The sequence below is a fragment of the Brachybacterium sp. AOP3-A1-3 genome (assembly GCF_052378285.1).
Classification (GTDB): Bacteria; Actinomycetota; Actinomycetes; order Actinomycetales; family Dermabacteraceae; genus Brachybacterium.
In genome coordinates, this window is record NZ_JBQSXM010000003.1 from 109,290 (window position 1) to 127,600 (window position 18,311).

The 18,311-nt window shown below is 69.4% G+C and carries 15 protein-coding genes, 1 tRNA gene and 1 pseudogene; 7 read left to right on the top strand and 10 right to left on the bottom strand.

Annotated elements, in window-relative coordinates; genetic code table 11:
* Positions 1-218: 218 nt before the first annotated feature.
* From ACT3T5_RS05835 to ACT3T5_RS05850, 4 genes are all read right to left on the bottom strand, one after another.
* Positions 219-1,400: a DUF3027 domain-containing protein gene (locus ACT3T5_RS05835; protein ID WP_444593834.1), complete on the bottom strand. Its 1,182-nt coding sequence runs from the start codon at positions 1,398-1,400 to the stop codon at positions 219-221.
* A 4-nt stretch (positions 1,401-1,404) separates the two neighbouring features.
* Positions 1,405-1,791, bottom strand: a complete 387-nt coding sequence (locus ACT3T5_RS05840) for a cold-shock protein (RefSeq protein ID WP_193118235.1) — start codon at positions 1,789-1,791, stop codon at positions 1,405-1,407.
* Between the two features lie 271 nt (positions 1,792-2,062).
* A complete protein-coding gene (locus ACT3T5_RS05845) occupies positions 2,063-2,761 on the bottom strand; it encodes an NUDIX hydrolase (protein ID WP_444593835.1) in 699 nt (232 codons plus the stop codon).
* Positions 2,758-3,468 carry an endonuclease III domain-containing protein gene (locus ACT3T5_RS05850; protein ID WP_444593836.1) on the bottom strand — a complete coding sequence of 237 codons (711 nt, stop codon included), beginning with the start codon at positions 3,466-3,468 and terminating at the stop codon, positions 2,758-2,760. The genes ACT3T5_RS05845 and ACT3T5_RS05850 overlap by 4 nt, the downstream gene beginning before the upstream one ends.
* A 156-nt stretch (positions 3,469-3,624) precedes the next feature.
* On the opposite strand from ACT3T5_RS05850, the gene ACT3T5_RS05855 reads away from it, so the two are divergent.
* The gene (locus tag ACT3T5_RS05855) at positions 3,625-4,302 is read left to right on the top strand and encodes a Crp/Fnr family transcriptional regulator (RefSeq protein ID WP_076808401.1); all 678 of its coding nucleotides are present in this window, start codon (positions 3,625-3,627) and stop codon (positions 4,300-4,302) included.
* A gap of 324 nt (positions 4,303-4,626) precedes the next feature.
* Here the strand turns inward: ACT3T5_RS05855 and ACT3T5_RS05860 are convergent, their stop codons facing one another.
* The 4 genes from ACT3T5_RS05860 to ACT3T5_RS05875 form a co-directional block, all read right to left on the bottom strand.
* A complete protein-coding gene (locus tag ACT3T5_RS05860) occupies positions 4,627-5,448 on the bottom strand; it encodes an MBL fold metallo-hydrolase (protein WP_444593837.1) in 822 nt (273 codons plus the stop codon).
* A 16-nt stretch (positions 5,449-5,464) separates the two neighbouring features.
* On the bottom strand, positions 5,465-5,983 hold the full coding sequence (locus ACT3T5_RS05865; RefSeq protein WP_444593838.1) for a RidA family protein: 519 nt from the start codon (positions 5,981-5,983) through the stop codon (positions 5,465-5,467).
* Positions 5,984-5,987: 4 nt separating this feature from the next.
* Positions 5,988-6,158 carry a DUF4177 domain-containing protein gene (locus tag ACT3T5_RS05870; RefSeq protein WP_444578188.1) on the bottom strand — a complete coding sequence of 57 codons (171 nt, stop codon included), beginning with the start codon at positions 6,156-6,158 and terminating at the stop codon, positions 5,988-5,990.
* Positions 6,159-6,373: 215 nt separating this feature from the next.
* A complete protein-coding gene (locus ACT3T5_RS05875) occupies positions 6,374-6,676 on the bottom strand; it encodes a WhiB family transcriptional regulator (RefSeq protein WP_193118240.1) in 303 nt (100 codons plus the stop codon).
* Positions 6,677-7,286: 610 nt separating this feature from the next.
* Between ACT3T5_RS05875 and ACT3T5_RS05880 the strand changes: the two genes are divergently transcribed.
* The 4 genes from ACT3T5_RS05880 (at position 7,287) to ACT3T5_RS05895 (ending at position 12,427) form a co-directional block, all read left to right on the top strand.
* The gene (locus ACT3T5_RS05880) at positions 7,287-9,686 is read left to right on the top strand and encodes a penicillin-binding protein (protein WP_444578187.1); all 2,400 of its coding nucleotides are present in this window, start codon (positions 7,287-7,289) and stop codon (positions 9,684-9,686) included.
* Position 9,687: 1 nt separating this feature from the next.
* Positions 9,688-10,626 (top strand): metallophosphoesterase, encoded by a 939-nt coding sequence (locus ACT3T5_RS05885; protein ID WP_444593839.1) that lies wholly within the window; start codon positions 9,688-9,690, stop codon positions 10,624-10,626.
* Positions 10,627-10,683: 57 nt separating this feature from the next.
* Positions 10,684-10,757, top strand: a tRNA-Pro gene (locus ACT3T5_RS05890).
* Positions 10,758-11,332: 575 nt separating this feature from the next.
* A complete protein-coding gene (locus ACT3T5_RS05895) occupies positions 11,333-12,427 on the top strand; it encodes a C40 family peptidase (RefSeq protein WP_444593840.1) in 1,095 nt (364 codons plus the stop codon).
* Between the two features lie 142 nt (positions 12,428-12,569).
* Here ACT3T5_RS05895 and ACT3T5_RS05900 read toward each other — a convergent pair.
* Positions 12,570-13,739: pseudogene (locus ACT3T5_RS05900) on the bottom strand (IS30 family transposase).
* A gap of 419 nt (positions 13,740-14,158) precedes the next feature.
* On the opposite strand from ACT3T5_RS05900, the gene ACT3T5_RS05905 reads away from it, so the two are divergent.
* Positions 14,159-15,568, top strand: a complete 1,410-nt coding sequence (locus ACT3T5_RS05905; protein ID WP_444593841.1) for a beta-N-acetylhexosaminidase — start codon at positions 14,159-14,161, stop codon at positions 15,566-15,568.
* Between the two features lies 1 nt (position 15,569).
* Positions 15,570-16,181, top strand: coding sequence for a LytR C-terminal domain-containing protein (locus ACT3T5_RS05910; RefSeq protein ID WP_444593842.1), 612 nt, complete (start codon positions 15,570-15,572; stop codon positions 16,179-16,181).
* A 117-nt stretch (positions 16,182-16,298) separates the two neighbouring features.
* On the opposite strand, the gene ACT3T5_RS05915 is transcribed toward ACT3T5_RS05910, so the two are convergent.
* Positions 16,299-18,263: an Ig-like domain-containing protein gene (locus ACT3T5_RS05915; RefSeq protein WP_444593843.1), complete on the bottom strand. Its 1,965-nt coding sequence runs from the start codon at positions 18,261-18,263 to the stop codon at positions 16,299-16,301.
* Positions 18,264-18,311 lie beyond the last annotated feature (48 nt).

Here is an 18,311-nt window from a genome sequence, read left to right on the forward strand (position 1 = left end):
GCACGACCGCGGTGCCGCCACCGCCCCAGGCTCTGGACGCATCCCCAGGCCCTGAAGCATCACTGGTCTTGAAGCAGCCTTGGTCCTGACCGCGTCCCAGACCGTGAACCCGAACCAGGCCCTGATCCCGCTCCGGACGTCGACATGTCCCAGACACGCCACTGTGCGCTGTGCTTCCCGTCGCGGAAGCACAGCGCACAGAGGCGTCGAGGGGTGGGTCAGGCTCCGGTCGGAGCCGCGTCGTCGTCCTCGGGGGCAGCGGGAGCAGCGTCCGCCGCCGGGACGTCTTCTGCCACCGGAGCGACGTCCACGGAGGGAGCGTCCGCCGCGGTCTGCTGGACCTCGGGCGCCGCGGCCTGCACGTCCTCGGCGGAATCCGCCTCGGGCACCTCTGCAGCCGGCACGTCGGCCACGGGGGCGACGCTCGCCGGAGCGTCCGTCGCAGGTACGTCGGTCGCAGGCACGTCGGTCGCAGGGACCTCCGGCGTGGCCTCACCCGTCGCGGGCCCGACGGTCACGACAGCGTCGACAGGCTTCTCGGCAGCATCCACGGACGCTGCGTCCGGCGCCGCATCCGAGGTCGTCTCCGGTGCTTCGTCGGAGGAGCTCGTCTGGAGCTCGACGTCGAGCTCATCGACCACGACGCCGCTGGCACGCGGGATCTCGCGATCGGCGTCCTCCTGGCCGGTCTCGGAGTGCGACCCGCAGCCGAAGCCCAGGTGCACGACCTTGCCGTCGGCCGGGGACCACTCGTTGGTGCACACGCCGAACTCGCCGCGCAGCGAACCGGAGAGCTTCGAGAGGAACCCGCAGCTGGAGCAGTTCGCCGAGATCGTTCCGCGACGGCCGCGGCCCGAGGTCTCCCGCGGGCCGAAGTCGCCCTCGATCCACCGCTCAGCAGCTTCGGCGCGTCCCTGCGGGGACAGCACGCGCGGGCGGCCCAGACCGAGCTCCCACAGTGCGACGTTGTCGGCGTCGTCATCGCCGGTGGCCTCGTAGCCCTGCTCGAGCCGGGGGTCCTCGTCGCGGTACGGCAGCAGGTCGTCGGTGCCGATGTCCTCGGGCTTCAGACGCTCCGACCAGGGCTCCCACTCGGGAGCCAGGATGGCGTCCTCGCCCGGGAGCAGCGCGGTCTCCGCCACCGTGGCGGCCTTGGCCCGTGCTGCACGGGTGACCACCACGACCCAGGACCATCCGCGATATCCGGGCATCGTGCACTCGAAGACATGCGTGACGATGCGGTCCCCGCTGGCCTCGGCACGCAGGTGCTCGCCGACCTGGCCGGGCTCGGTGACCTCGAGCAGCGCCTCGCGGGCGAGCTCGACGGCGTCAGCCGCCACCGCGTCCAGCCGGGGCCGGACGGTGCGGGGGCGACGGGGGGCGGTGGTCGGCTGGGTCATAGGTTCAGGCCTCGAAATTATCGGCGACGGCGCGGAGCACGGTGGAGATCTTCTGCGAATGCCCGCGATCGGGGTAGCGGCCCTGACGGAGGCCGTTGGATGCATCGTCCAGCAGACGGATGAGGTCCTCGACCATCCCCGCCATCTCGTCGGGCTTGAGCCGGCGCGCACGGCTGACCGAGGGAGCGGGCTCCATCAGCTGCAGCGAGAGCACCTGCGGGCCACGGCGGCCGTCGACCATATCGAACTCGACCCTGGCTCCGGGACGGAGCGCGGTGGCTCCCTCGGGCAGGTTCGAGGCGTGCACGTACACGCTCTGACCATCCTCGTCATCGAGGATGAAGCCGAAACCCTTCTCGGCGTCGTAGAACTTCACCTTGCCGCGTGGCACGTGGATCCCATTCCTTGTCTGCTGATGTCGGTCTGCTGGTTCAGGTGCCCGGGCGATCACGGACCCGATGGGGATCCGACGGAATCCGTCCGTTCCCCGGGCGTGCCGGAGACCGTCCGGCAACGATCCAGTCTAGCGTGCGCAGCTCGGCCCGGGGCGAGCACGTTTCCCGGGCACGTGACCGTGGCCACGGGCGGGGCCTCCTGGTGAGCGCTCGGCCCTCAACCACTCGACCCATCGACCCCGCGACCCGTCTATCGCGAGTGCGCGTTCAGCGCCGCCGCTCGGGCGGGATGTCGCGGGTCGCGGAATCCGGCGGCACCGGGTCCAGGCCGAGACCCACCAGCATCTGCTCGAGGATCGTCGCGGTGAACCCCCACACGAAGGCGTCCCCGGGCAGATCGAACACGGGGCCGACGCCCTGGCCGTGCAGCAGTCCGCGCCACCTGTGGGCAGGGTCGGCGAGAGACCCTGCCCCCGTCAGGGGCGCCCACACCACGCGCTCGACCTCGACCGGGTCCTGCACCCCGAGCTCGGGGAGCGTCGGGGACCAACCCAGGACGGGCGTGACCCGCTGAGCGCGCCACGGCATCGGGATCGGGGCGAACGCGCCGAGCACCTCGACGTCCCGAGGGGCCAGCCCCGTCTCCTCCTGCGCCTCGCGCAGGGCCGTGTGCACGTCGTCCAGGTCGCCGGGATCGGCGCCGCCTCCGGGGAGGGAGAACTGGCCGGGCTGGGAGCGCAGGACATGACCCCGCTCCTCGAGCGCCACGTGCGCGTCCTCCAGTCCGGTGCCGGCGATGAGGATCAGCACGGCGCTGCGACGCACCGGCACGCCGTCGGTCGGCGGATCCCGAGGGTCGGCGTCGCGCCGCACGAGCACCTCGCCGCGACGAGCCCGAGCGGCGAGCGGGAGGAGGAAGTCCGGCAGGTCGACGGACTCTCCAGTTCCGGCGAACGGCACGGTCATGCGACACCCTCCTGCCGGGCCAGGCCGACCTGCGGGCACACGTCCACGAGCACGCAGCTCCCGCAGTGCGGTGCCCGAGCCGTGCAGACGCGCCGTCCGTGCAGGATGAGCCGCAGGCCGAGGATCGTGAGGTCCTCGTCGGGGCTCCCGGTGCCATCGGCCGCGACCTGGGCGACGACGTCGTCCTCGATCTTCCGCGGGTCCGTCTGCTCGGTCCAGCCCAGCCGGCGCGACGGCCGCCCCACATGCGTATCGACGGCGAGCAGGGAGTGCCCGAACCACGCGCCGCGCAGCACATGCGCGGTCTTGCGGCCCACCCCGGGCAGCGCTTCGAGGGCGGCCTGGGAATCGGGCACCTCGCCGTCGTGCGCGGTGACCAGGCCCTGTGCGAGGCCGATGATCCGACGCGCCCGGGTGCCGCCCATGCCCAGCGTCCGCACGATCTCCGTCACGTCGGCCTCCGCCGCTCCGGCGAGCGCCTCCGGATCGGGCCAGGAGGCGAAGAGGGCGGGGGTCACCTGGTTGACGCGCACATCGGTCGTCTGGGCGGACAGCACCGTCGCGACCAGCAGTTCGAAGGCGTCGGAATGGTCGAGCTCGGTGCGTGCGTCGAGATGGAGATCGCGCAGCCGCGAAGCGACGATGCCGGCGTCGGCCGGTCCGACCGGGCGGTTCGCGACGCCCTGTCGAGCGCTGCTCTGCACCATGCGAAATGCTCCTCATCCAGCGTGTGACACATAACAGGGGCTTCGGCGCGATAGTGTTTGGTCATCATGTGACAGCCACCACCGAAGTTCGTGGCATCGGTCACAGGGAAGCACAGTACGGTCCCGGCAGTCGGGGCCCCACCATCAGGAGGTTCCGTGGACGAGAACATCGTACGGTCATCGCCACTGTTCGCTGCACTCGACGAGGACGGCAAGCAGGCCGTCCTGGCGTCGATGAAGCAGGAGGACTATCACCGCAGCGCGATCATCTTCCGTGAGGGCGATCCCGGCGATCGGCTCTTCATCATCGGCTCGGGCAAGGTCAAGGTCGGTCACGCCTCCGGCGACGGCCGCGAGAACCTGCTCGCGGTCCTCGGCCCGGGCGAGACTCTCGGTGAGCTGTCGCTCTTCGATCCCGCCCCCCGCAACGCGACCGCGACCGTGGTCGCCGAGTCGACGCTCTACTCGCTGTCGCAGCAGGATCTGTACCGGGTCCTGGCCCAGCGTCCCGAGGTCGGCCGCCACCTGCTCGCCTCGCTCGCGCGGCGCCTGCGCAAGACGAATGAATCGCTCGCCGACCTCGTCTTCGCCGACGTCCCCGGCCGCGTGGCCAAGAACGTCCTCGATCTCGCGCAGCGCTTCGGTCGCCAGACCGACGACGGTGTGATGGTCGCCCACGGCCTCACCCAGGAGGAGCTCGCACAGCTCGTCGGCGCCTCCCGCGAGACGGTCAACAAGGCCCTCGCGGACTTCGCCTCGCGCGGCTGGATCCGCCTCGAGGCCCGCGCCGTCCTCATCTCCGACGTCGAGCGACTGCGCCGCCGCGCCCGCTGATCCTCGATGCCGGGCTGCGGCCTTCCCAGGGCTGCCGGGGCCCGGCACTGCCGAGTCTCGGGACTGTCGAGTCCCGACACTGTCGAGTCCCGAAACTGTCGAGTCCCGAAACTGTCGAGGCCCGAAACTGTCGAGGCCCGGCACCCATCGGGCGCTCATGCCCCGACACGCACGTCGAATCCCCCGTTCCGCACCGTGGAGGTGACGAAACGGGGGATTCGACGTTCCCGGGGCACTGTCGCCGCCCGCCTGGGTGCGCCGCCGTGGGGGCCAAGCCGCATGCCAGGAGAAGCCTCGCGCGGTCTCCGCGTCGGTGGTCCCGGCTCAGCCCACCTCGGCGAGGTACTCGAGCGTCGCCCGGAGGTTCCAGCGGGCCGCCTTCTGCAGGGGTTCGGGGAGATCCGGCCCGTAGACCGAGCGCAGCAGGCGCTCCAGCGTGAGAACTCCTGCGGTGCGAGCACGACGCACCTGGTCGATCCGTTCATGACGGTGCGCGAGCGCGGTCTCGATCGCCTCGAGCGCGGCGAGCGGGTCCTCGTAGGCCGGACCGTGTCCGGGGTGGATCGAGCCGATCCTCCCGTCGAGCGCCATCACCCGCAGGATCGAGAGCGACTGCAGGTACTCGGCCAGGTTCCCCCCGTCGTCCGGCACGATCACGGTCGAGGAGCCCCCCAGCAGCGTGTCACCGCTGAGCAGGCGCCCGCCATCGACGAGCACGGCGACGGAGTCGTCCGTGTGGCCGGGGAGGTGGATGACGTGCCCGACGGTCCCCTGGTCGCCCTCGAGGGTGGATGGCAGGGGGCGGGACCCGGGCAGCGAGGTCTGGTCCGCGGCCCACAGGGGCACATCGCGCCCGCTGCGCGCCGCCAGCTGACGAGCCAGCGTCGCGGCGCCGGCGGTGTGGTCGAGGTGACGATGGGTCACCAGGACCCCCATCGGTCGTGCCTGCTCCCCGCAGGCCACCAGCAGGTCCGCGAGGTGCTCCGGGTCCTTGGGACCAGGATCGACCACCCAGACCTGGTCCTGGTCGCGCAGGAGGTAGCTGACGGTCCCGGTGAGCGTCATCGGGCCGGGGTTCTCGGCCCGGATCGCGATCAGCTCGACGGCACCGCCCTCCGGATCCCGCTGCGGCAGGTCATCGGACATGTCGCCCACCGCGCTCTCAGACCGCGGAGGCGGAGTCGGGCGCGGCAGGACCGTCCAGCTCCACCAGCAGATCCAGCTCGACGGGCGAATCCAACGGAAGCACGGCCACGCCGACGGCGCTGCGCGCGTGGCGACCGGCGTCCGCGAAGACCTCGCCGAGCAGCTCGCTGGCACCGTTGATCACCGCAGGCTGCGCCGTGAACGACGGATCGGAGGAGACATAGCCGGTGAGCTTCACGATCCGCACCACGCGGTCGAGATCACCGATGAGGTCCTCGATCGCGGCGAGAGCGTTGAGGCAGCAGACCGCGGCGAGCTCGGCGGCCCGCTCGGCGGAGACCTCCGCCCCGACCTTGCCGGTCGCGGGGAGTGCGCCGTCGACGAAGGGCAGCTGCCCGGAGGTGTGGACCTGGTTCCCGCTCGCGACGGCCGGGACGTAGGCGGCGACGGGAGCCGCGACGGCGGGCAGGCTCAGGCCCAGCTCGTCGAGCCGTGCTCGGACCCGGGTCCCGGGCCCCTGTGCTGGGGTGCTCATCGGTTCAGCCCTCGGAGAGAGGACGCTTGAGATAGGCGACGAGATTCTCGGGATTGGGTCCGGGGACGACCTGGACCAGCTCCCACCCCTCCTCGCCGTAGTTGTCGAGGATCTGCTTGGTCGCGTGGATCAGCAGCGGAACGGTCAGGTACTCCCAGCGGGTGATGGTGCTCATGGGGCGAGCCTACCGGCCGGAGCCGACGGTGGAGCGGCCGGGGCGCACGCCCCGTCCAGAACCGTCGGCCGCGTCCCGAGCCGCAGGCCCCGTCCACAGCCGCAGGCCCCGTCCACAGCCGCAGGCCCCGTCCACAGCCGCAGGCCCCGTCCGGAACCGTCAGACACCCGGCGGGTCGTCGGCCGCCCGACGTGCTCCCGAACGCCCGGGACCCTTCAACTGCCCACGGCCTCCTGCGTCGCGCGGCGCAGCACGGAGGACCAGTCGCTGACATCCGGGTTCCGGCGCAGCAGCCGACGGCGCTCTCGCTCCGTCATCCCGCCCCACACCCCGAAGTCCACGCGGTTGTCCAAGGCATCGGCGAGGCATTCTGTCCTCACCGGGCATGCTCCGCACGCCGTCTTCACTGCATGTTGCTCCGCGCCCTGTACGAAGAAGCCGTCCGGATCCATGGTCACGCACGCTCCGCGTGTCGCCCAGCTCGAATCCTCAGTGATGGGAATGGCCCCGATCGTCATGTGCAACCTCTTTCGGAATCCTCGTTGACCCGTTTTCTTCGACCACTGTATGGAGACGCACGCCACAGTGCAAAATTTGAGGCCATCACGTGACCTCCGCGTGATAATCGCGCCCTGACTCCCGACCCCTCATCGGCTCCTCCGCCAGCGCCTGGGTCGGCTGCTCTGTCAGCTTCCGAGTCGGACCCCGAGTCGGCCCCTGCGCCGACCCCCAGCCCGCCTTCGGCCACCGAATCCATCGATTCGTCCCGCCAGCGGGACGTTCTCGTGGAATGGATCGGCGTGTCGCGCCAGCTGACCAGTTCCTCGCCCTCGCTTTCGCCCTCGCCCTCGTCTCGCAGCACCCGCCCCCGACGCCCAGCTCGCGGGCCGCCCTCGGTCACCCTCGGTCACCCTCGGTCGCCCTCGGTCACCGAGTCCGCTGATTCGTCCCGCCAGCGGGACGTTCTCGTGGATTGGACCGGCGCGTCACGGCCGGCCGTCCCACGGCACCGCTGCCGCGCGATCTCGCCTTCCTCGCACATCTCGGACCTGCATCAGGTTGGTGAAGATTTCTCGCCCACGGGCATGCCTCGTGGCCCTGCGGGTGTCCTCGCCGTACTGTTGGAGCATGGCCCGTACTCCGTCCAGCTCCGGTTCCGGACGCTCCCTCCCCGTCGCTCTGGCACAGACCCTCTACCTGCTGCTGGGGATGCTCGCCGTCTCCGCTCTGGCCGGGGTGCTCCTGGCCGCGTTCTTCCTGCCGGCGGTCTCCGCCTCCTCGAAGGTCGCCGAGGACGGCGTCGCTCTGTTCGAGTCGTATCCGACGGAGCTCGAGGTCGAGCCGTTGAACGAGGCGAGCCGCATCGAGGCTTCGGACGGCTCGCTGCTGGCGACGTTCTACACCGAGAACCGCATCATGGTGCCGCTCGAGGAGATCTCCCCGTACATGCAGCACGCGGTGATCGCGGTCGAGGACCGCCGCTTCTACGAGCACGGCGGCGTGGACGCCAAGGGCATGATCCGCGCCTTCGCCTCGAACGCGAGCGGCAGCGCCACCCAGGGCGGCTCGACGCTCACCCAGCAGTACGTGAAGAACGCCCTGCTCATGGATGCCGTCCAGAAGGGTGACCAGGAGGGGATCGACGAGGCCACGGCGCAGACGTACAGCCGCAAGGCGAAAGAGGCGAAGCTCGCGATCTCGCTGGAGAAGCGGTGGAGCAAGGACGAGATCCTCAACGCCTACCTCAACGTCGCCCAGTTCGGCCCCTCGCAGTACGGCGTGGAGACCGGTGCGCGGCACTACTTCTCGAAGAACGCGAAGGACCTCAACCCCGGTGAGGCGGCGCTCCTGGCCGGCATCACCAACGGCCCGAACCAGTACGACCCCGTCAGCCACCCGGAAGCCGGCGAGAAGCGCCGCAACGAGGTGCTCGCCGATATGAAGCGCGAGGGGTACGTCACCGACGAGGAGTTCGACAAGTACACCGCCCAGCCGGTCGAGGACATGCTCAAGATCCAGAACCTGCGGGCCGGTTGCGCCGACGCCGGCGACGGCGGCTTCTTCTGCGACTACGTCACCCGTTCGCTGCTGAACGATCCCGAGTTCGCCCCGAGCTACGAGGAGCGTCGCAAGCTGCTCTACGGCGGCGGGCTCACGATCAAGACCACCCTGGATCCGAAGAAGCAGGCCACGGCCACGGACATCCTCCAGCGCAAGGTTCCGGGCGACTCCTCCAACGGGTTCGGGCTCTCGATCGTCACCGTCGAGCCGGGCACCGGCAAGATCCTCACCATGGCGGAGAACCGCGAGTTCAACCCCTACCAGGACGCCAAGCCCGGTGAGACCGCGATCAACTACAACGTGCCGCAGGCCCTCGGCGGGTCGAACGGGTTCCCCGTCGGATCGACGTTCAAGCCCTTCGTGCTCCAGGAATGGCTCAAGAGCGGGCGCGGCATCGACGACAAGGTCAGCACCAAGCGGGAGACCATGCCGAGCTTCCCGGCGCACTGCCTGGGCGGCGGAGCCTGGCGGGAGCGGCCGGGATACAACCCCGACAACGCCGTCTCCGTGAGCATCGCCCCGATGGAGACCGTCCTGAACGGCACCAAGTTCTCCATCAACACCGCCTACGCGAACATGGCCCGCCAGATCGATCTGTGCGACATCGCCGACGGGGCGCGCGACATCGGCGTCATCCCGGGCAAGTACAACCCGTACGACAGCACCACCTGGGACATGGACATCGCCGACATGTACGGCCAGACCCTGGCCCCCTCCGCAGTGGTCCTCGGCCAGCTCCAGGTCTCCGCCCTCGACATGGCGGGCGCCTACGCGACCTGGGCCGCCGGCGGCACCTATTGCAAGCCGCAGTCCATCACCGAGGTGACGGACCGCAACGGCGAGGCGATGGGGATCTCCGGCGCCGAGTGCCATCAGGTCGTCGACAAGAAGGTCGCGGACACCATCGCCTGGACCCTCGAGCAGGACCTCGAGGACCCCAAGGCCACCGGCAAGGGGAAGATCATCGAGGGCCACCCCGCGGGCGGCAAGACGGGCACCTCGAACAAGCAGTACCACACGTGGTACGTCGGCTTCACCCGTCAGATGTCGACCGCCGTGTGGTTCGGCCACCCCCAGGGCGACAAGCGTCCCGGCGGCTTCGCCATCGACGGCACCATGCTCACCAGCGGTCATGTCTGGGGTAACACCGTCTCCCTGCCCACCTGGCAGGAGTACATGACGAAGGTGCACGAGGGCCTGCCGAGCAAGCCGTTCCCCGCCGCGCCGGCATCCACCAAGACCGAAGCGAACGGAGCGGTGGAGAAGGGCAAGGTGCCCAACGTCTCCGGCAAGTACCTCTCCGAGGCCAAGTCCGCGATCGAAGCCGCCGGCTACGTCCCGGAGGTGCGCAACGAGTCCTCCGACTCGGTCGGCAAGTGGTACGTGATCGGCACGGATCCGGCCGCCGGCAGCTCGCTGCCCGAGGGTGAGACCGTGGTCATCCGTCAGTCCACCGGAAAGGGCTGAGATGCGGCCGCTCCTCACGGCCGCAGGTTCGGTAGGTCTCGCGGGGCTCGGAGTCGGCGCAGCGGCGCACCTCTGGGCACGCCACGTCGAGATCCACCGGTACACGCTGCGCGAGCTCACCCTGCGGATCCTCCCGCCGGGCACCCGGACCCTCCGTGTGCTGCACATCAGCGACATCCACCTGGTGCCGGACCAGGAGCGCAAGATCGCCTTCCTGGAGTACCTCTCGGCGCTCAACCCGCACCTGGTCATCGACACCGGGGACAACATCGCCTCGGCGGCAGCGATCCCCGTGCTCGCAGAGGCTCTGGACCCGCTGTTGCAGCGCCCGGGGGCCTTCGTGATGGGCTCCAACGACATGTTCGAGCCCGCCCCCAAGAATCCGGCTCGCTATCTCCTCCCCGATCCGCGCCCGGACGGCATGACCACGCCGAGGGACTTCACGCTCCCCACCGAGGAGCTGACGCGTCGGCTGACCGCACACGGGTGGAAGGATCTCACCAACGCCCGCGCCGTGATCGAGCTCGGTGGACTCGAGGTGCGCCTGGCCGGCGTCGACGATCCGCACCTGGAGCGTGACGAGATGCCGGCTCCGGCGGACCCTCCCCCCGCCGCTCCGGATCATGGCCATGTCCTGCGCCTCGGTGTCGCGCATGCGCCCTACCGCCGAGTGCTGGATGCGCTGGTGGCCGACGGCTCCGATCTGCTCCTGGCAGGCCACACCCATGGTGGCCAGCTCCGACTGCCGGGGATCGGCGCACTCGTGACCAACTGCGACCTGCCCCGGCAGCAGGCGCGCGGCCTGTCCACCTGGCACGACGTGCCGCTCCATGTGAGCGCCGGCATGGGCGCCAGCCCGTATTCGAACTACCGGCTGTTCACGCCTCCGGAGGCGACCTTGCTCACGTTGCGTGCTCGCGAGGCGAGCGCGGGTTCCTGACACCGCAGAACCCCTGCTAAAGTTTCTCTTCGGTGCACCGCTTCGGCAGAGCACCACCGGGGTGTGGCGCAGCTTGGTAGCGCGCCTCGTTCGGGACGAGGAGGTCGCAGGTTCAAATCCTGTCACCCCGACCGGTTCTCAGGGCCGCGATGCTGTTGCCAGCATCGCGGCCCTGAGTCATATCGCCGGCAGTGCGGTCACGATCGGCACGGCAGTCGAGGTCGCCACCGTCGTCGCTGTCGTCACTGGCGTCGCTGCAGTCGCTGCATTCGCTGCCATTACTTTCGTCGCGACCGTCGCAGCCGTTACTTTCGTCGCGACCGTCGCTGCCGCCACATGCGGGCCGACTGATCCCCGACAACCGCCATCAGGGCATCCTGGATTCTCGAAACAGCACCCCTGAATAACAACCGTGTAACTATCATAGCGATGTCCGAATTGTGGGGACAACACGTCGAGAGTTCTTGATTTTTTGTAAAATCTTGGCAAAGACCTCGGACTTCCTGAGTCAAGCCACCTGTGGCCTGGAAACTACCTGCACATACAGTGACCTGTGGTGCTGCCTTGAGCTGGGCACCGACCGAGTCGCCGCCTTCCCGTCACCGGCCCGGTCCCTTCCTCGCTTCCCCGGGGTGACGGGCGCAGGTTTCTCCCGCGCGTATCGCGCGAGAATTCCACGAGGCGCCGGAGAAAGTGATCGCTCCAGATGTTCCGCACTGTCACTCGAGGTACGCACCGGGCAGCCGGCCGTGCCGTGATCGACTACCGGGGCCTCGCCGCTCCGGTCGGTCGAGGCGTGGGAGGTGTCGCCGTTATCGGCGCCGTCTCGGCCACAGCCGCCATCACGGGCACCGCGACCGCAGAGCCCGCCGCCCCCGCGGCGCCCCAGGGCACCGTGCGCGCCGCGGCACCGGCCATCGCGCCGGCCGCCCCCACCCAGTCCAACTACACGAGCGTCAAGCTGCGCCTGGGAGCTCGCGGTGACGCCGTGATGCACCTGCAGCGCCAGCTGAACTCCCATGGCGCCTCGATCCGGGTCGACGGATCCTTCGGCTCCGCCACCCTGCGCGCCGTCAAGGCTCAGCAGTCCTCGGCCCGCATCAACGTCGACGGCGTCGTCGGACCCAAGACCTGGAACTCGCTCAGCGGCGGCTCCTCGTCCTCGGACTCCTCGTCGACGTCGCAGCCGAAGCTGCGTCAGGGAAGCCGCGGCGGCGCCGTGAAGACCCTCCAGTCGCAGCTCAACGCCCGCGGCGCCTCGATCTCGGTCGATGGCTCCTTCGGTCCGGCGACCGCCTCCGCGGTGCGCTCGCTGCAGTCCGCCGCCGGTATCCGTGTGGACACCGTCGTCGGCCCTGCGACCTGGAACGCGGCCTACAGCTCCGTGAGCATCTCCCAGGGCAGTTCCGGCCAGAACGGCGGTCAGGGACCGAGCTCCGGGACGTCGGTCAACGGGCAGGCCATCGTCTATGCGGCCCGCAGCCAGATCGGGGTCCGCTACCAGTGGGGCGGCTCGTCGGCCGCGACCGGCCTCGACTGCTCCGGGCTGGTGTACTACGCGTACAACCAGGCCGGCAACTCGATGCCCCGCAAGACCGCCAAGGGATACACCTTCGGCGGCAGGATCATCTCGCAGTCCCAGGCGCAGCCCGGTGACCTCGTGGCCTTCACCGGCAACAACTACGGTCACATGGGCATCTATGCGGGCAACGGGCGGATCATCGACGCTTCCGGTTCGCAGCAGCGGGTCGTCGAGCGCACCATCTGGAACGCACCGCATGTCTTCGTCACCTACCGCTGATCCTCGGACCAGCTGCACGGACTGACGTCCAGGACCACGACGGCCTGCTCGACGCGACAGCGTCAACGGGAAGGAGCAGGGCGACGTGAAGGGGCCCGGTCGGCACTGGGCGGTTTCTAGGGGTCCTCGCAACACCTGATGGTTAAGTGACTGTCAGTAGATCACGCAGACGCTCGGCTGGGGTTTCCCAGTCGAGCGTCTTGCGTGGGCGGCCGTTGAGTTCCTGGGCGACGTGCTCGAGGTCCTCACGGCCGTAGGGCCGCAGGTCGGTGCTCTTGGGGAAGTACTGGCGCAGCAGCCCGTTAGTGTTCTCGTTGCTGCCTCGTTGCCATGGCGAGTGGGGGTCACAGAAATAGACCGGAACGTCAGTGGCGATGCTGAACTGCTTGTGAGCAGCCATCTCACATCCCTGGTCCCAGGTCAGCGAGCCCCGCAGGTGATCGGGCAGGGCACCGATCAGGGGGGTGAGCACGTCCCGGACTTCCTCTGCCGTGTGCCCGCCGGGGAGATGTCCCAACAACACGTAGCGAGTGCTTCGCTCGACCAGCGTCACGATCGCGGAAGCACTGCCTGGTCCGACGATCAGGTCGCCTTCCCAGTGCCCGGGCACGGCCCGGTCCTCGACCTCGGATGGTCTCTCGGAGATCATCACCATCTCGTCGACGAACCGGGGCGTGCGCTGGTCGGGCTGTCTGTGGGGCTTACGGCGGGTCCGACCGGTGCGCAGCGCGGCGGCGAGCTCCCGTTTCAGCCCGCCGCGGGCTTAGACGTATAGGGCCTGGTAGATCGTCTCGGGACTCACGCGCATGCTCTCGTCGTCGGGGAACTCCTTGAGCAAAGTGTGGCTGATCTGCTCCGGAGACCACCGCACCGAGAGCTTCTCCTGCACGTAGTCGCGCAACCGTGAGTTCGCAGAGAGCTTGGAAGGCTTCGGTCGGGCTCGCGACGCTGTCCAAGCACGCTGAGCAGAGTAAGGCTGATACTTCTGCTCCTCAGACCGAGCGTCGATCTCGCGTTTGATCGTGGAGGCCGGCCTATTCAGAGCGCGACCGATCGTCCGCAAGCCCGCGCCAGCGCGGTGCAGGTCAGCGATGGTCTCTCGCTCCGTGAGCGTGAGGAAGCGTGGATGCAGCTCCGCTTCCAGCGCCGGCAGCGCGGGAGCTGCGACAAGTGTGGTCATCCCATTGTTGTAGTCCACTCGGCGACCATCTGGGTAGGTCCTCGAGTTTCGGGTCTTTCTGACGCCCTTGTCCCAGTCCCTAGCTGTTCGCTCGTTGATCCGGACGTGCGCGGCAGCGTCCCGACGCGTCATTCCGCCAGCACGCAGGCGTTCGTACTCTCCGCGCCCGGGATGGGGGCCAGTGCTGCTGGTTCCGCGCCCGCGGATGCCCGCCCTGCGAGCCCAACCAGCCGCTGTATTTTCGTTCGCACCGACCTCCCGCGCAGCAGCTCTGACACTGCCATCCAGACGATCCAGCGCCTTGAAGAACTCTTCTCTCATCGCCTTGAACGACACGATCCTCGCAACTCCCTGAAAGACAGGGTGTTGCGAGGATCGCTAGAACCCGCCACTGCCGACCGGGCCCCTGTGTGTCCGGACCCCCCGGGCGACCGGGCCAGGGACCCCATCAGGCGTCTTCGCCGCACACTCCTGCCGGGCACGGTCCACCGTGACGGGCGTCTCATGGCAAACTGGGAGCGACCACTCGATCCGCAGTTCAGGAGAAGTTGATGCCCGACCCTCTCGCTCTCGTCCCGTACCCGCAGTCCGTCATCTGGTCGGACGGGACCTGGGAGACCAGTTCGCCGTGGGACGAGATCTCCGTGGGGATCACCGAGGATCTCCCCCGCACCGAGTACGCGCTGTCGATCTCCCCCACCGGCGCGAACCTCACCGCCGGCAGCGAGGCGGCCCTGGCCGACGGGCGCAACACCTTCGCCCAGATCGTGACCGGCTCCGAGGGCTCGATCCCCTGCGTGACCATCAGCGACTACCCGAAGAACGCCTGGCGCGGCATGCATCTGGACGTCTCCCGGCACTTCTTCGCCGTGGCCGACGTCGAGACGATGATCGACGCGATGGCGCTGCACCGGCTGAACGTCCTGCACCTCCACCTGACCGACGACCAGGGCTGGCGTGTGGAGATCAAGGGCTACCCGAAGCTCACCGAGATCGGTGCCTGGCGGAAGCAGACGCTCATCGGCCATATGAGCGGCGAGGAATCTGCCTGGGAGTTCGACGGCACCCCGCACGGCGGCTTCTACACCCAGGACGAGCTGCGCGGCCTCGTCGAGTACGCGCGCCGTCGCGGCATCATGATCATCCCGGAGGTGGATCTGCCCGGGCACATGCAGGCCGCGATCGCCGCCTACCCGGCCCTCGGCAACTTCCCCGAGCAGCAGGTCGGGGTGCGCGAGGTCTGGGGCGTCTCCGACCACGTCCTCGGGGTCTCCGACGAGGCCTTCGACTTCCTCCGTGACGTGCTCACGCAGGTCGCGGACATCTTCCCGGCCCCCTACGTCCACATCGGCGGCGACGAGTGCCCGCGGGTGGAGTGGGAGCGCTCGTCGGCCGCCCGCACCCGGATGAACGAGTGGGGCCTGACCCGGGTCTCCGAGATCCAGGGGCGCTTCACGCAGTTCGCCGCCGACGTCCTCGCCGAGGCCGGCAAGCGGATCATCGCCTGGGACGAGGTGCTCGAGAGCCACCTCCCCGACGACACCGTGATCATGAACTGGCGCCACGGCAACGGACTGAAGTCCGCCACCGGTCGCGGCTTCCAGACGATCATCGCCAACAACGAGCACACCTACTTCGACCACTACCAGGCCGGCCCGAAGGGCGAGCCCCTCGCCATCGGCGGCCTCACCACGGTCAAGGACGTCTACACCGCCTCGTACAGCCCGCAGAAGCTCGACGAGGACCAGAAGAAGCTGCTGATCGGCCTCCAGGGGCAGCTGTGGACCGAATACATGCCCACCGCCGAGCAGGTCCAGTACATGGCGTTCCCGCGCATGTGCGCCCTCGCCGAGCGCGCCTGGGGCTCCCCCGAGCAGAGCTGGGACGAGTTCGAGGAGCGCCTGCGGGCCCACCTTCCGCGCCTCGACGCGTTCGGCATCCGCTACCGTCCGCTGGACTGACATGTCCACCTCCCACCGCGATGCCCATCCCTACGGGCGCTCGGCCGATGACGTCCGCCGACGCGAGCAGCGCGTCCGGCGGACCCGTCGGCTGCGCGCGACGCAGCTGGGCATCTTCTCCCTGCTCGCCCTGCTGCTCATCGGCGTCGGCACCTACGCCGTCGGTCAGTTCCGCGAGCCCGTCCAGGAACCCGGGGTGATCGGGCCGACGTCCGCCACCGAGGAGTCCACGGGCCTCACCTGCCCGGAGCCGGGCGCGGTCCCGCTGCCGCCGAAGTCGGTGACCGTCACGGTGCTCAACGGCACCGGGCGCGGTGGTCTCGCCGGGGACATCACGGAGCAGCTCGCGGAGCGGGGCTTCGCGGTCGGGGACCCGGGGAACACGAAGAAGGCGAGCGGTGCCGCCACGGTGGTCTACGGCCCGAAGGGCTACCTCGCCGCCGAGTCCGTGCGGGCGCAGGTTCCCGACGCCACGCTGACGCTGGACGAACGGGAGGACGAGACCGTCGATCTGCTGCTCGGCAACGGGTTCTCCACCCTCGCCGAGCAGAAGGACGCGACCGCCGCTCTCGAGAAGCCGGTCGAGATCCCTGAAGGATGCCCGACGGGCTGATCGATCCGACGCACGCCGACCCGCGCCGCTCATTCCTCCCAGCGCTGACGCCCACTCCTCCGATCAGTGGGGCTCACTCCTCCGAGCGGTGGCGCTCATTCCTCCTCGCGGCGGGGCTCACTCCTCCCAGCGGCGGCGCTCGACCTCCATGCGCATGCCGATCCAGAGCGCGACGCCGCCGCCGAAGAGCAGCAGCGTCACGATGGTGCCGAACACCAGCGAGGTGGCAGGGGCCGAGGGCATGAGGCCGGAGAGCAGGACGTTGATGCCGGTGGCCTGGTTCACCGATTCCTTGGTGCCGGTGAGGGTGGGGTCCACCTCCACCACGAAGCTCGCGGAGGTGGTGTTCCCCCTAGCATCGAGCACGTCGTAGGTGATCGGGGTGGTGCGGCCGAAGAACCCGTCCTCGGGCATGAAGGTCACGGCACCGTTCGCCTGGACGGTGAAGGTGCCCTCCCCGGGGATCACCAGCTTCTTGCCCTTGCTGTCCACGAGCTCGCTGAGGTTGGTCGCCGAGAGCGAGGCGATCTGCACCGTCTGCGGGAGCAGAGCCTGCGAGGCGCTGCCGGCGGTGTCGTTGCCGAGCAGATCCACGGTCACCGGTGTTCCCGGCGCGGTGCGCTCCTCGTCGTCGCGCATCGTGGCGATCTCCGGCGTGAACCGGGCCGTGAGGGTCGCGTGGACGTCATTGTCGGCGAAGACGCCCTGGGCGGTGATGCCCACCGGTTCGGCACGGCCCGTGAACCCCTCCTCGGGGGTCATGGTCACCGCCCGCGTCTCGAAGTCGATGTGCCACGTCCCCTCGTCGCCGACCGTCACCGTCGTGCCGTCGTCGGAGATCTTGGCCCCCGTGGGGAGCTTGTCGGGGTCGAAGCGGAGCGACTCCGAGCGGACATCGCGGACCCCGGTGGTCAGGTCGAACTGGACCACGGATCCGGGTGTGGCCGCCGCGGACCGGTCCATGAGCATCGGGTAGGCGGTGCTCAGCAGTGCGACGGCGGAGGTCGCTCCCTTCCCGTCGCCGCCGGAGATCCCCATCGGGGCGGCGCCATGCACCTCGGCGCTCTCCGGGGAGAAGCGCACCGTGGCACGGTCACGATCCAGCGTCCAGGACCCCTGCCCCGGGACCACCACCGTCGTCCCCTCGTCCGTGCTCTGGGCGACCTCCTCGCCGGCGAGGGGCACCAGTTCCAAGGTGCTGGGGTCGATGAACTGCTGGCCCTCCCCCACCACGAACAGGATGTCCTCGCCATAGGGCGCGGACCAGTCCAGGTCGGAGATGATCGGGACGGTGAGGCTGACCTCGATCGCGCGCAGCACGGTCCCCTCCGCATCCTGGACGACGATCCGCATCGGATCGACCTGGCGTCCCAGTCCCGGCCCGGCCGGGGAGTGGGTGAGCGTGGCGCCATCGGCCGAGAGCTGCCAGGTGCCCTGATCGGGAACGGTCGCACGGCTCCCGTCGGAGACCAGCGTCGACCCCGGAGGGAGCCCTGCCAGCTCGAGGCGTGCCTTCCCGCCCTTCGGAATCTCTCCCTCCAGCGGGATGTCCGTGTTCTGGCCGGCCGAGCCGCGCACCGCGATGTCCTCGAGCTCGACCATCTCCGGGGTGAACTCCGCCGGACGGGATCGGACGTCATGGAGGCCCTCGATGGTGAGCGAGATCGGGACGACGGGCCCGTCGACCCCGGCCAGCGGGGTGAACACCAGATCCGCCCCGAGCAGGGTCCAGGTCCCCTCCCCGGCCACGGTGACGCTGCGGCCGTCCTCGGCGACCTCCATCAGCCCCTGGACAGCGGGGTCGAGGTCCTTGGGGATGGCGAGGAGAGTGGTGTCGAGGTCGACCTCGGTCTCGAGCTGGTCCTCGATGAGAGCATCCAGCGGAATGTGGGTGACGGCTCCGGGCACCATGGCGAGGGTGTCCGTCTCCGCCGGGAAATCGAAGGGGCCGTCCTCGCCCAGAGCGGCGGCCGGCAGGATCAGGGATGCGGTGAGCGCTCCGGCCGCGCACAGAGCGGCGGCGCGCGCGGCGACCTGTCGCAGGCCCGCGCGCGAACAGGGACGCGACGTCGGCTCGGGCACGTCGTCAGGGTAGCAAGCGCAGAGGGTCCGCCGACAGGATGGTCAGGA

Coding starts and splice junctions, on each gene's coding strand:
- ACT3T5_RS05845 (WP_444593835.1), bottom strand. CDS start 2,761: ATGACCGTGCCGTTCGCCGGAACTGGAGAGTCCGTCGACCTGCCGGAC.
- ACT3T5_RS05850 (WP_444593836.1), bottom strand. CDS start 3,468: ATGGTGCAGAGCAGCGCTCGACAGGGCGTCGCGAACCGCCCGGTCGGA.
- ACT3T5_RS05910 (WP_444593842.1), top strand. CDS start 15,570: ATGTCCACCTCCCACCGCGATGCCCATCCCTACGGGCGCTCGGCCGAT.
- ACT3T5_RS05905 (WP_444593841.1), top strand. CDS start 14,159: ATGCCCGACCCTCTCGCTCTCGTCCCGTACCCGCAGTCCGTCATCTGG.
- ACT3T5_RS05865 (WP_444593838.1), bottom strand. CDS start 5,983: ATGAGCACCCCAGCACAGGGGCCCGGGACCCGGGTCCGAGCACGGCTC.
- ACT3T5_RS05870 (WP_444578188.1), bottom strand. CDS start 6,158: ATGAGCACCATCACCCGCTGGGAGTACCTGACCGTTCCGCTGCTGATC.
- ACT3T5_RS05880 (WP_444578187.1), top strand. CDS start 7,287: ATGGCCCGTACTCCGTCCAGCTCCGGTTCCGGACGCTCCCTCCCCGTC.
- ACT3T5_RS05860 (WP_444593837.1), bottom strand. CDS start 5,448: ATGTCCGATGACCTGCCGCAGCGGGATCCGGAGGGCGGTGCCGTCGAG.
- ACT3T5_RS05835 (WP_444593834.1), bottom strand. CDS start 1,400: ATGACCCAGCCGACCACCGCCCCCCGTCGCCCCCGCACCGTCCGGCCC.
- ACT3T5_RS05895 (WP_444593840.1), top strand. CDS start 11,333: ATGTTCCGCACTGTCACTCGAGGTACGCACCGGGCAGCCGGCCGTGCC.
- ACT3T5_RS05885 (WP_444593839.1), top strand. CDS start 9,688: ATGCGGCCGCTCCTCACGGCCGCAGGTTCGGTAGGTCTCGCGGGGCTC.
- ACT3T5_RS05875 (WP_193118240.1), bottom strand. CDS start 6,676: ATGACGATCGGGGCCATTCCCATCACTGAGGATTCGAGCTGGGCGACA.